The 12,152-nt window shown below is 68.4% G+C and carries 12 protein-coding genes; 5 read left to right on the forward strand and 7 right to left on the reverse strand.

The window, feature by feature from the left end; translation table 11 throughout:
* The first annotated feature begins 111 nt into the window (after positions 1 to 111).
* Positions 112 to 762: an ACT domain-containing protein gene (locus ON40_RS24415; protein ID WP_040826430.1), complete on the forward strand. Its 651-nt coding sequence runs from the start codon at positions 112 to 114 to the stop codon at positions 760 to 762.
* Positions 763 to 805: 43 nt separating this feature from the next.
* On the opposite strand, the gene ON40_RS24420 is transcribed toward ON40_RS24415, so the two are convergent.
* Together ON40_RS24420 and ligA are read right to left on the reverse strand one after the other, a co-directional pair.
* On the reverse strand, positions 806 to 1,354 hold the full coding sequence (locus ON40_RS24420) for a GNAT family N-acetyltransferase (protein WP_083895879.1): 549 nt from the start codon (positions 1,352 to 1,354) through the stop codon (positions 806 to 808).
* The gene (gene ligA / locus ON40_RS24425) at positions 1,354 to 3,474 is read right to left on the reverse strand and encodes an NAD-dependent DNA ligase LigA (protein ID WP_051193525.1); all 2,121 of its coding nucleotides are present in this window, start codon (positions 3,472 to 3,474) and stop codon (positions 1,354 to 1,356) included. Before ligA ends, ON40_RS24420 begins: the two co-directional genes overlap by 1 nt.
* A gap of 181 nt (positions 3,475 to 3,655) precedes the next feature.
* Here ligA and ON40_RS24430 point away from each other — a divergent pair, with 181 nt between their 5' ends.
* Positions 3,656 to 4,441 carry an SAM-dependent methyltransferase gene (locus ON40_RS24430; protein ID WP_040826432.1) on the forward strand — a complete coding sequence of 262 codons (786 nt, stop codon included), beginning with the start codon at positions 3,656 to 3,658 and terminating at the stop codon, positions 4,439 to 4,441.
* A gap of 82 nt (positions 4,442 to 4,523) precedes the next feature.
* A complete protein-coding gene (locus ON40_RS24435) occupies positions 4,524 to 4,943 on the forward strand; it encodes a PPOX class F420-dependent oxidoreductase (RefSeq protein ID WP_051193487.1) in 420 nt (139 codons plus the stop codon).
* A gap of 66 nt (positions 4,944 to 5,009) precedes the next feature.
* On the opposite strand, the gene ON40_RS24440 is transcribed toward ON40_RS24435, so the two are convergent.
* Both ON40_RS24440 and ON40_RS24445 read right to left on the reverse strand, forming a co-directional pair.
* Entirely contained in the window at positions 5,010 to 5,786 is a 777-nt protein-coding gene (locus tag ON40_RS24440) for a nucleotidyltransferase domain-containing protein (protein ID WP_051193488.1), read from the reverse strand.
* Positions 5,787 to 5,857: 71 nt separating this feature from the next.
* Positions 5,858 to 6,667 (reverse strand): ArsR/SmtB family transcription factor, encoded by an 810-nt coding sequence (locus tag ON40_RS24445; protein ID WP_040826719.1) that lies wholly within the window; start codon positions 6,665 to 6,667, stop codon positions 5,858 to 5,860.
* A 120-nt stretch (positions 6,668 to 6,787) separates the two neighbouring features.
* On the opposite strand from ON40_RS24445, the gene ON40_RS24450 reads away from it, so the two are divergent.
* Complete coding sequence (locus ON40_RS24450) at positions 6,788 to 8,032, forward strand: AAA family ATPase (RefSeq protein ID WP_040826434.1); 1,245 nt, start codon at positions 6,788 to 6,790, stop codon at positions 8,030 to 8,032.
* 81 nt (positions 8,033 to 8,113) lie between these two features.
* A complete protein-coding gene (locus tag ON40_RS24455; protein WP_051193526.1) occupies positions 8,114 to 8,461 on the forward strand; it encodes a hypothetical protein in 348 nt (115 codons plus the stop codon).
* A 17-nt stretch (positions 8,462 to 8,478) separates the two neighbouring features.
* Here the strand turns inward: ON40_RS24455 and ON40_RS24460 are convergent, their stop codons facing one another.
* From ON40_RS24460 to ON40_RS24470, 3 genes are all read right to left on the reverse strand, one after another.
* Positions 8,479 to 9,522, reverse strand: coding sequence for a methionine synthase (locus tag ON40_RS24460; RefSeq protein WP_051193489.1), 1,044 nt, complete (start codon positions 9,520 to 9,522; stop codon positions 8,479 to 8,481).
* Positions 9,523 to 9,631: 109 nt separating this feature from the next.
* Positions 9,632 to 10,756, reverse strand: coding sequence for a tRNA 2-thiouridine(34) synthase MnmA (gene mnmA, locus ON40_RS24465; protein ID WP_040826435.1), 1,125 nt, complete (start codon positions 10,754 to 10,756; stop codon positions 9,632 to 9,634).
* A complete protein-coding gene (locus tag ON40_RS24470) occupies positions 10,753 to 11,979 on the reverse strand; it encodes a cysteine desulfurase family protein (RefSeq protein ID WP_051193490.1) in 1,227 nt (408 codons plus the stop codon). The genes mnmA and ON40_RS24470 overlap by 4 nt, the downstream gene beginning before the upstream one ends.
* Positions 11,980 to 12,152: the final 173 nt, after the last annotated feature.

Here is a 12,152-nt window from a genome sequence, read left to right on the forward strand (position 1 = left end):
GTAGGTCACCGCGGATACTTCGAGTCGATTGCCCGGCATTGCGGGTGTAAAGATGACCAGGCTCGGGTACCCGTCCGAAAGTTTCGGTCGCACAGGAAGGAAGGAACGCACGTGTCATTTCTGCTCCGCGTGCAACTTCCGGATCGCCCAGGAAGTCTCGGATCTCTTGCCCTCGCCTTGGGCTCGGTAGGCGCGGACATTCTCTCACTCGACGTAGTCGACCGCGGGGCCGGTTACGCCATCGACGACATCGTCGTCGAGGTCACCCCGGGCGCCCTGCCCGACACGTTGATCACTGCGGCCGAATCGATCGAGGACGTCCGCGTCGATTCCCTGCGCCCGTATTCGGGGGTGCTGGACACCCATCGCGAACTCGAGCTGATCGACCAGGTCGCCGGGGCGCGCGACGATCGACTACAGGTGCTCGTCGACGGCGTGCCGCGGGTGCTGCGCGTCGGCTGGTGCACGGTCCTGGACATGGGTCCGCAGGGCGCGTACCGGCTGGTCGGCAGCCAGAGCGCACCCGAGACCCAGGCGGCAACGGCTCCCTGGATGCCCCTGGAGAAGCCGGTCGCCCTGGACGGCGAGGCCGACTGGGTGCCGCAGATCTGGAAGGACATGGACACCAAGCTGGCCGCCGCACCGCTCGGCAACACCGGCAAGGTGCTGATGCTCGGTCGCCCCGGCGGGCCCGACTTCCGTCCCTCCGAAATCGCCCGGCTGGGTTACCTTTCCGGCATCGTCGCCACCGCCCTGGGCTGAACGCCCGGTCCGGCTCTCGACGCGATCGACGAAATGCGAAGGGCTACAACGCCAGACGCATGACGGTCAGCTGCAGGCCCGAATCGGTCGCCCAATCCCGTTCGGGCACATGAGCGAAGCCGATTCGGTCGTACATCCGACGGGCGTCGGCCATGCCCGGCATGGTCGTGAGCACCACCGCGTCGAAACCCTCCGCTCGCGCGGTATCGATGACCGCGCGCACGAGCGCGGCTCCGATGCCGCCGCCGCGGGCCTGCGGATCTACCGCGAGCATCCGGAATTCCAGCTCGCCCGGCCGGGCGATGTCGGCGAACGGCGTCCCCGGACGCGCGATCGTCACCGAGCCGAGCACCTGCCCGGCCCGGGAGGCGACCAGCACCAGCGCCGAGCGCACCCGCGTTGCGGTGTCGAAAAGCTCTGCAACATAAGTACTCTCGGCGTGCACATGCCCCTCGCCGATGTAGACGCCGACGGTCAGCGCGCCGATATCGGCGAACTCCTCCTCGCGTGCCGAACGGATCTCGACCTGTTCGGGTGCGAGATCGGCTCGGCTGCGTTCGGGCGTGGTTCCCGCGGGCCGTCCCGGGTTCATTACTCGTCCTCGCTCTCGTCCGCATCCGGCTGCGGCGGTGTCACCGCCTCGGGGCCGCTCTCCAGCAACGTACGGAATCCGTCCTCGTCCAGGATCGGCACCCCGAGCTCCTCGGCCTTGGCCGCCTTGGAACCGGGTGCGTCGCCGATGACGACGAAGGCGGTCTTCTTCGAGACCGATCCGGCCGCCTTACCGCCGCGCACCAGAATCGCCTCCTTGGCCTCGTCGCGCGAAAAGCCTTGCAGCGAACCGGTGACCACGATGGACAGGCCCTCGAGGTTGCGTTCGATGGAGGTGTCGCGCTCGTCCTGCATGCGCACCCCCGCGGCGCGCCACTTCTCGACGATGGCGCGATGCCAGTCGACGGTGAACCATTCGATCAGGGCCGCCGCGATGGTCGGGCCGACGCCGTCGACCGCGGCCAACTCCTCGCCCGCTGCCTGTTCGATCCGTTCCATACTGCCGAGCTCGGCGGCCAGGGCGCGCGCCGCGGTCGGCCCGACGTGCCGGATGGACAGGGCCACCAGCACCCGCCACAGCGGCCGGTCCTTGGCCGAATCCAGATTCTGCAGCAGGCGGCGGCCGTTGGCCGAGAGGCTGCCGTCCTTGTTGACGAAAAGCGTTGTGCTGAGCAGCTTTTCCTCGGACAGGTCGAACAGGTCGCCCTCGTCGGTGATGACACCGGACTCGAGCAGATCGACCGCGGCCTCGTAGCCCAGCGATTCGATGTCGAACGCACCCCGCCCGGCCATGTGGAACACCCGCTCGCGCAGCTGCGCCGGACAGTGCTGCTGATTCGGACAGCGGATGTCGGCGTCGCCCTCCTTCTCGGGGGCCAGTTCGGTGCCGCATTCGGGGCAGTGCGTCGGCATCACGAACGCGCGCTCGGACCCGTCGCGCGTATCGACCACCGGCCCGAGCACCTCGGGGATCACGTCACCGGCCTTGCGGATGGTCACCGTATCGCCGATCAGCACGCCCTTGCGCACGACCTCGGCGGCATTGTGCAGGGTGGCCATCGCGACGGTCGAGCCCGCGATGGCGACCGGTTCCATCACCGCGAACGGCGTGACCCGGCCGGTGCGACCGACGTTGACCTGAATATCACGCAGCGTCGTGGTGGCCTCCTCCGGCGGATATTTGTAGGCGATCGCCCAGCGCGGGGCACGCGAGGTCGACCCGAGCCTGCGCTGCAACGCGATCTCATCGATCTTGATGACCTGGCCGTCGATCTCGTGCTCGATATCGTGCCGATGCTCACCCCAGTACGCGATGCGCTCGAGCACCGCATCGGCCCCCTGCACCCGCACGGTGTGCGCGGACACCGGCAAGCCCCACGCGACCAGCGCCTGATATGCCTCGTACTGCGAGGCCGGGCTGAAACCTGCCATCCGGCCGAAGCCGTGACAGATCATCCGCAGCCGCCGCCGGGAGGTGACCGCCGGATCCTTCTGCCGCAGCGAACCGGCCGCGGTATTGCGCGGATTCGCGTACGGCGCTTTACCTTCCGCGACGATGGCGGCGTTCAGATTCTCGAAGTCCTCGAGCCGGAAGTACACCTCACCACGCACCTCGAGCAGTTCGGGGACCGGGAACTCCGCGGTGGGGGTGAGTTCGGTGGGGATGTCCTCGATGGTGCGGGCATTGAGCGTGACGTCCTCACCGGTGCGGCCGTCGCCGCGGGTCGCGCCGCGCACCAGCCGGCCGTTCTCGTAGACGAGGTTGAGTGCGACGCCGTCGATCTTCACCTCGCAGACGTAGTGGATGTCCGGACCGGTCTCGGCCTCCACCCGGCTGATCCAGGTGCGCATCTCCTCGGCGTCGAACACGTTGTCCAGCGACAGCATCCGCTCGAGGTGGTCCACCGCGGTGAATTCGGTGGCGAAACCGCCGCCGACCAGCTGCGTCGGCGAATCGGGGGCGCGCAGGTCCGGATGCGTCTCCTCGAGGGCCAGCAGGCGCTGGAACAGCGCGTCGAACTCGCCGTCGGAGATGATCGGCGCATCGCGCACGTAATAGCGGAACTGATGTTCGCGCACCTGCTCGGCCAGCTCCTGCCACTGCAGCCGCTCATCTCCGGTGGCCGCGCTGATCCCGCTACCGGATACCTCCGATGTCACCGATTCCCTGGTCAGCTCGTTCACGGGTCGAACATTAGCCGAACCCACCGACACCGAGCGCGACCTGCGTCGACCTCGCGGAGTGCGGCATGTCCGACACCGGCCCGGGCCGACCGATGGTCGACTTCCTCCGGCCATTGTTCCGATTCGAAACCCGTTGCAGGTCTTGTATCTTGACACTATGTCGCCAACGTCCGACGTAGATCCGAGTGTGCCGCACATCGCCCGGATGTACGACTACTACCTGGGTGGAAAAGACCACTACCAGGTCGATGCCGAGGCCGCCGAGAAGGTGCTCGAGGCGCTGCCCGCCGTCCGGATCGCCGCCCAGGCGAATCGCGGTTTCATGCATCGCGCGACGCGGTATCTGGCCGCTGAGGCAGGTGTGCGTCAATTCCTCGACATCGGCACCGGCATCCCGACCGAACCCAACCTCCATCAGATCGCGCAGGAACAGGTCCCCAGCGCGCGGGTCGTCTACGCGGACAACGACCCGCTCGTGCTCGCCCACGCGCGCGCCCTGATGAAGGGAACCCCCGAAGGTCGCACCAACTACATCCAGGCCGACGCCACCCGCCCGCAGGAGATCCTCGACGCCGCACGCGCCACCCTGGATTTCACCCAGCCGATCGGGTTGTCGGTGATCGCGTTGATGAATTTCGTGCCCGACGCGTACGAGATCATCACCACCCTCACAGCCGCGCTCGCCCCCGGATCGCACCTGGTCATGACGCATCTGACGGCGGATTTCGATCCGGAGGGAGTCGCCGCCACCGCAACGGTGTACCGGGACCGCGGAATGCATTGCCAGCCACGAAACCGAAGCGAGATCGCCCAATTCTTCGACGGCCTCGAACTACTCGAGCCCGGAGTGGTGCCGATCCACCGCTGGCGAGCACCCGTCGAACCGCCGAAGTCGAGGGACGCCCAAGTTCCCGGTTACGCAGCCGTGGCCCGGAAGCCTTGATTCGCGGCGGAGTGAGCACGATCCGTTCCCGCCGTGAAAACGCGGCGGGAACACCACCCCCACCGCGCAGGTTGGAGACCTTATGGAACTCGCCACCGCCCTGGACTTCGCCCGCACCCACACCCGCTCGGTCCTGACGACGATCCGCCGCAACGGACGCCCCCAACTGTCGAACGTCACGCACTGGCTCGCCGACGACGGCCTCATCCGCATCTCGATCACCGCCGACCGGGCCAAATACGTCAACCTGCTCCGCGAGCCGTGGGCCGCGCTGCACATCACCCGCGAGGATTTCTGGGCCTACGCGGTGATCGAAGGCGACGTCGAACTCACGCCCGTCGCCGCCGACCCCGACGACGCCACCGTCGCCGAACTGATCGACTACTACCGCGCCCTGTCCGGCGAACACCCGGACTGGGACGACTACCGCCGCGCCATGGTCGCCGACCGCCGAGCGATCGTCCGGATCACCCCCACCCGCGCCTACGGCATGCTCCCCTGATCAGAATCGCCTGCACCACTGCCGATCGACACGGCGATCCGCACAGCCCGGCCCGAATCATCGGTGTCAGAATCCCTCACTGCCGCAGATGTTTTCGAGTTCGGATCTGCACAGAGCGCGCACGCTTTCGATGGCGTCGCGTAGCGCCTGCGGGTCGGTGGTGAGTGATTCGACGATCTCATCTATCGCCGTGAGCCCGGCTCGGGTGAGCAGCGACTTCTCGTTGGTGATCCATTCGGCGCGGGCGGCGAGGATGGCGTGGGCGAAACAGGATGCGGCTACTGCGATCTGACCGGCACAGGGGGTGAGGCGGCCGTGCGGGGCGTGGTTGGCGGCGGCGTAGTCGAGGGTCATTTCGGCCTGCGCCGCCCAGGTGCGTGGTGCGTTGCGGCGCAAGGCTTCCGGGTAGGCGGGACGCGGAAGTGAGCCGCACAGCACACGATTGATCGCAAGCTCGGCGACGACCAGATAGGTGGGGATGCCGGCGAGATGGAAGGCCAGTGGTTCGATCCGGAATCTGCCCGACTCGGCCGCGCGCAGTTGGGCATCCACCACGTCCAGGTCGCGGTAGTGCACGTCGACGCGGCGGTCCTCGATGGTCAGCCAGGCGCCGCCGTTGAAGACGCCGCCGCCCCATTCGCCCAGTTCGGAGACTTGTCCGGGCCATCCGACCGCCGCCAGGTCCGCCGGGGCGAAGGCGCCGCGATAGTAGATCGCCAGATCCCAGTCGCTGTCGGGGCGGGCGGTGCCCTGCGCCCGCGAGCCGCCCAGCGCCACCGCGGTGACGCCCGGCAGCGCGAACAGCGTGTCGGCGGTCGTGTTCAGGAATGTCTCGTCATCCACGCTGCACCATCCCCTGTCGCGATGAAATTCGTTCGCCGCCTTGGCATACCGCTTTCGGCGGACCTGCGCCCCTACGCCTGGTCGGGCTGCGGCAGTTCGGGCAGCACCTCGCCGGTTTCCAGCAGAGTCTTGAGATTCGCCAGGATCGCGGGCCAGCCTTCGGTGATGCCCGCGAGCATCGCACTGCCCGGCCCGAACCCATTGTGCACCACGGTCAGCTTCACCTGCTCACCCAGCGGCTCGATCTCGAAGCGCACCCGTGATCGCGGCTCCTGGGACAGCTTCTCGAAATCCTCTGCGCTGAAACCGAATTCGTCAGCGAATGCCTGATCGACGGTGTGCCAGGCGTAGGACAGCAGGCGGTAGGGCTGCGCCTCGAGCACGACCTGCTCGGGGTCCTTGCCGGTCCAGCCGCGCTGGGACCAGACCATCGGTGAGCCGGGCTGCCAGTCGGTGTCGAAACTCGCACCCCAGTAGCGGCTGGTGAAGGCCGGATCGGTCAGCGCCTGCCACAGCTGACGATCGGTGGTCTTGATGTAGGTGGTGTAGACGAATTCGTTCGAGTCGGTCATGGTCACGCTCTCCAATGTGGATTTGAGGTCGGCGAGCAGATGCACTCGCCCGCGGTCGTAGCGGTTGATCCAGCGATCGGCGATGGCGTTGATGGGCTCGGCGTTCAAATAGTGCAACTTCTCCCGGCCGCGGCGGCGGGTGCTGACCAGATTCGCCGCCTCGAGCACCGCGAGATGTTTGCTGACGGCCTGTCTGGTCATCGCCAGCCCGGCACACAGCTCGCGCAGAGTCTGGCCGTTGTCCGCGTTCAGACTGTCCAGCAATCGGCGGCGGCTGGGATCCGCCAGGGCCTTGAACACCTCGTCCACATCACCATCCTCCACATGCAACCATCCGGCTGCATATTCAGACGATAGGCATCCGATTGGTTGCCTGTCAATACCGGCCCGGTGTCACCGCCTCGGACGGCGGGCGGCAGGATCACACCCGTGCTGCGCAACTTTCAGGTGACGAATCACAGATCGCTGGCCGAACCGCAGGAACTACGGCTGGTCGGTACCCGGGCAGCGTCGCTGCCCGCGCCGGTGACCGCGGTGCACGGCCCGGCCGCCTCCGGTAAGTCGAGCCTGGTGGACGCGTTGGGCCAGATGCGCGATGCGGTGCTGAACTCGGTCACCGGCTGGGATCCGTATGCCGGCCCGGTCCGCGCCCCGCATCTCGGATTCGCCGAGCGCCCTTCGGAATTCGCCGCGACGTTCATCGCCGAGGGCGTCCCCTACACCTACGGCTTCCGGCTGGACAACGCCGACGTCAGCGCCGAATGGTTGCACAGCCACCCGCACAATCGCAAACGCATCGTCTTCGAACGAGACGGCGAGCAGATCCGCATCGGCCCGCAGTTCGAACCGGTGCGCTACGGCATCGGCGCGCTGGTACCGCTGGTGCGCCCGAATGCGCTGCTGCTCAGCCTCGCCGGGCAGATGTACGCCGAGGCGCTGGTCCCGGCCTACCGCTGGTTCTCCGCGCAACTGGACGTGCTGCGCGGCCGGGAGGATCCGGAGACCACCGCCCGGCGCCTGGCCGGTCATCTGTCCCGCTCACCGGAGACCGCAGCCCGGCTGCTGACCCTGCTGCGCTCGGCCGAGCTGGGCATCGAGGATCTGCTCATCGCCGAGCCCGATCCGATGTACGCGGACTACCTGCGCGATCTGGATGCCGAGATCGCCGGTGCGGCAACCCAACTCGACGCCTGCCTGGCCTCGCCCGCACACGCGGCGCAATTCGAGAGCACGCACGGGCTCAGCCCGACGGGCCTGGAACGGGAGTTGAGCAATCTGCGCGCGGCCCGCGACACCCTGTACACCCGGATGGTGAGTCGCCGCGGCGCGGGACTGGGCCTGGTGCACGAGGGCATCGACACGCCGTTCGACATCGCCGACGAGTCCACCGCGACACTGGCTCTGCTGCGCCTGTTCCCCACCGTCCTGGACGCCCTGGACACCGGCCGCGTCCTGGCCGTGGACGATATCGACACCCACCTGTCCGGCGACACCGCCGACCGGCTCGTCCAGCTGTTCCAGAATCCGGAGACCAATTCCCGTGGCGCACAACTGATCTACACCACCAGCAACCGCACCCTGGTCGACCGCGGCAACGGCCGCTCGTCCCGCCGCACCACCGTCTGGCAGCTGCGCCGCACGCCGAGCGGCACCAGCGAACTGACCGCCCACTGACCGGATCGGGGCTCGGCAGGCGGTGGTGATCCGCCTCGCGCCGGACGTGGCCCGACGCGAACAACGCCTAGCATGGTGACCATGCTGCTGCAGATCGTGTTCGTTGTGGTGATCGCCGGCGCGCTGGTGGCCATGGTGACGTTGTACCTGCGCGGACGCAGTGGGACGCCGCAGGCGAACGCCGAGTCCGGGACGCTGTACGTCACGGGTGTGAGTCCCCGTCCGGCAGCGCAGGGTGAGCAGTACGTGACGATCACGGGCACCCTGGCCGGTCCGTCGGTGTCCGGGGAGACGGTCTACGGCCGGTACGCCTGGGACGTCGACCAGTGGCCCAGCCCCGGCGACCAGATCCCGGTCAGCTACCCGCCCGGCAAGCCGCAGCACTGGCAGATCGCGCATCCGGGAGCCCGGCCGCCGCTGGGTTCCTGATCGGCCGAGGCAGCAGCTCAGTCGAAGGTCAGCGACTCCGGGTCCTCGGTGAAGGCGCGGGCGGTTTCGGTGGCCAGGGAAAGGGTGCGGCGGGCCCAGGTCAGCGGGGCGTTCGCGAGGCCGCAGGCGGGGGTGATCAGGATCCGGTCGGCGAGGGTGCGGCGGCCCATGCCCAGGCGGTCGACCAGACGTACCGCAGGTTCGGCGATCTCGCGCCAGGTGACCGGGGTGGACGGGGGCTGGACCGCGATCAGCCCCAGCGCCAGTTGTTTTCCGGTCTCGAGCAGTTCGCCGATATCGTCCAGGTCGGCGGTGCGGATCGTGGCGAGGTCGAAACCGATTGCGGCGGCGGCACTTCCGCGCAGGAATTCCAGAGCGGGACGGTCCGCGCAGGTGTGCACCAGGACGGGGTGCCGCACGCCGGTGATCACCGAGTCCAGGATCGACAGCGCCTCGGGGGCGGGGACGGCGCGCACCGAATCCAGCAAGCTGGTGCCGGGTAGCGATCCCTCCAGCACGGCGGTGCTGGACGGTTCATCCAGCTGCACAACGACTTTCGCGCCGAGCCGCGCGGCCACCTCCGCCGCGTGCCGGGCCAGGCCCTCGGCGAGCGACTCGGAAAGGTCGTGCACCGCACCGGAATCGGTCAGCACGCGATGTCCGCCGGCCAACTCCAGCTGCGCCGCCAACGTCAGCGGTCCCGCCGCCTGCACCTTGACCGTGCGCCCGGCCCCCGCCGAACCGGTACCCTCCCAAGCTTCTTCGAGCGCATCGAGATCGGTCCGCAGCAGATCACGCGCGCGGCGAGAGACCGCACCGGGACGCGGGGTGAGCCGATACCCGCGCGTACTCACATCGAAAGGCATATCGACCAGCAGCGCCGACGTGCGCCCGATCATGTCCGAACCCGTTCCACGGCCGGGCAATTCGACCAGATGAGCCAGATCTCCCAACTCACCGGCTACGGTCGCGGCAGCCTCCCGCGGATCCGTACCGGGCCACGACCCGACCGCCGTGGCGATGCCGCCACGCAACAACTGCTCGGTCTGCTCAGCGCTCACCGCACATCCCCTCGGTCGACATCGAACCGGCGCAACCGGCGAATGTCCACGCACGGTGTCGGTCCGGTCCGATCAGCTCGAATTCGCCTGACGGTAGTCGGGGAATCCCTCACCGACCGACGTCCGACACCAGACCGGCGGCATCCAGGTCGCTTCGATCCCGGTCGGCGCCGGTGATGGTACCGCTACCGATGACCTCGTCGCCGAGCGCGTCGGTGCGATACAGCACCACGGCCTGACCTCGGGCGACGCCGGTCAGCGGCTCCCGCAGCCGGGCCACGAGGCCGTCGCCGACCGCCTCGGCCACCGCGGGCGCGGTGCCGCCGTGCGCGCGGACCTGCGCGATGCACTCGATCGGTCCCTCGGGACCCGCACCGGAAGTCCAGATCGCGCGCTCGGCCCGCACCGTCCACACGTTCAACTCGTCCGCGCCGCCCACGCGCACGGTCCCGGATTCGGGATCGATATCGGTGACGTAGCGGGGACGGCCGTCCGCGGCCGGGCCGGGCAGACCCAGGCCCTTGCGCTGGCCGATGGTGAAGCCGTGCACACCGTCGTGTTCGGCGAGCCGGTGCCCGTCGGAGTCCACGATCGCACCCGGCCGGATGCCGATCTTCGCACCCAGGAAGGCACGGGTGTCACCGGACGGAATGAAGCAGATGTCGTGCGAATCGGGCTTGTTCGCCACGGCCAGACCACGTTCCGCGGCCTCGGCGCGGATCTGCGGCTTCGGGGTGTCGCCGACCGGGAACATCGCGCGCGAGAGCTGCTCGGCGGTCAGCACCGCGAGCACATAGGACTGATCCTTGTCCGCATCCACCGCGCGACGCAGCACGCCGTCCTCGAGACGGGCGTAGTGGCCGGTGGCCACCGCGTCGAACCCCAGCGCCACCGCGCGGTCGGCCAGGGCGGAGAACTTGATCTTCTCGTTGCAGCGCAGGCACGGATTCGGCGTCTCCCCCGCCGCGTAGGCGGCGACGAAGTCGTCGATCACGTCCTCTTTGAACCGATCGGCGAAATCCCAGACGTAGAACGGGATTCCGAGCACATCGGCGGCGCGGCGGGCATCACCCGCATCCTCCTTGGAGCAGCAGCCCCGCGATCCGGTACGCAGCGTCCCGGGTGTCGCGGACAGCGCCAGATGCACGCCGACCACCTCGTGACCGGCCTCGACAGCGCGGGCCGCTGCGACCGCCGAATCGACGCCGCCGCTCATCGCCGCGAGCACTCTCATCGCGAACCTCCCTGCACACTCGCCAGTCCCGCCGCCCGCGCACGGTCCACCACCGGCGGCAGCACCTCCAGAACTCTGTCGATATCGACGCGGGTCGAGGTGTGCCCCAACGAGAATCGCAGCGAACCCCGCGCCGCGCGCGCCTGCGCGCCCATCGCCAACAGGACGTGACTGGGCGCGGCCACACCCGCATTGCAGGCCGACCCGGTGGAGCATTCGATCCCCGCCGCGTCCAGCAGCATCAGCAGCGAATCACCCTCACAGCCGGGAAAGGTGAAGTGCGCGATACCCGGTAGCCGCAGCTCGGCGGGCCCGTTGACCACCACGTCGGGCACCGCGGCCCGCACACCGGCGACCAGATCGTCCCGTAGCAGAGTCAGTTCGGCTGTGCGCGAAGGCAACCCGCGGACGGTCTCGCGCAGCGCGGCGGCCATTCCGACCGCACCGGGCACATCCGAGGTCCCCGAACGCAGATCGCGTTCGTGGCCGCCACCGTGCAGCAGCGGCACGCAGCCGACCTGCCGACCCAGCAGCAGCACGCCGACGCCGTGCGGCCCGCCGACCTTGTGCGCGGCGAAACTTGCCGCGGCAGCGCCGCTTCCGGCGAAATCGATAGGCAGCTGAGCGGCGGCCTGCACCGCGTCGGTATGCAGCGGCACACCGAATTCCTGTGCCACGGCCGCCAATTCGGCAATCGGCTCGATCGTGCCGACCTCGTTGTTGGCCCACATGATCGAGATCAGCGCGACCTCACCGGCATGCTTGGTCAGAATCTCGCGCAACGTGCGGGGCGACACCAGGCCCTCGCCGTCGACCTCGAGCAGACTCACCTGAGCGTCCTCGTGCTGTTCGAGCCACTCGACCGCGTCCAGCACCGCATGATGCTCGACCGTGCTGACCAGAATTCTGGTGCGCTTCGGGTCGGCGTCACGACGCGCCCAGTAGATCCCCTTGACGGCGAGATTGTCGCTCTCGGTGCCGCCCGAGGTGAAGATCACCTCCGAGGGCCGCGCCCCCAGATCGGCGGCGATCGATTCGCGCGCCTCCTCCAGCTGCCGCCGCGCCACGCGCCCGGACCCGTGCAACGAGGACGCATTGCCCGCCGCCCCCAGGACAGCCGTCATCGCCTCGACGGCGGCGGGGAACATAGGTGTTGTGGCCGCGTGGTCGAGGTAGACCGTCTGGGGCACCGCACCGACCGGACCCGGGAAGACCGACTTCATGACCGTGTAAGCCTAACCGACCGTTGACCTGCGCATCTTGGGGGTATCCCTTCGGCTTCTTCGATTTCGTCCACGATTCACCACGATCCGTAACCCGGTGACCGCCCTCCGCTATTCCCGGAGCCCGCTGCGCAGCACGTCACCGAGGGTGACCTCGCGGCCCGAACCGCCGC

The sequence above is a fragment of the Nocardia jiangxiensis NBRC 101359 genome, from assembly GCF_000308615.1.
Classification (GTDB): Bacteria; Actinomycetota; Actinomycetes; order Mycobacteriales; family Mycobacteriaceae; genus Nocardia; species Nocardia jiangxiensis.

Excerpts from the sequence above, each read along its gene's own strand:
- ON40_RS24420 (WP_083895879.1), bottom strand. The coding sequence starts at position 1,354 with ATGAACCCGGGACGGCCCGCGGGAACCACGCCCGAACGCAGCCGAGCC.
- ON40_RS24430 (WP_040826432.1), top strand. The coding sequence starts at position 3,656 with ATGTCGCCAACGTCCGACGTAGATCCGAGTGTGCCGCACATCGCCCGG.
- ON40_RS24435 (WP_051193487.1), top strand. The coding sequence starts at position 4,524 with ATGGAACTCGCCACCGCCCTGGACTTCGCCCGCACCCACACCCGCTCG.
- ON40_RS24455 (WP_051193526.1), top strand. The coding sequence starts at position 8,114 with ATGCTGCTGCAGATCGTGTTCGTTGTGGTGATCGCCGGCGCGCTGGTG.
- mnmA (WP_040826435.1), bottom strand. The coding sequence starts at position 10,756 with ATGAGAGTGCTCGCGGCGATGAGCGGCGGCGTCGATTCGGCGGTCGCA.
- ON40_RS24470 (WP_051193490.1), bottom strand. The coding sequence starts at position 11,979 with ATGAAGTCGGTCTTCCCGGGTCCGGTCGGTGCGGTGCCCCAGACGGTC.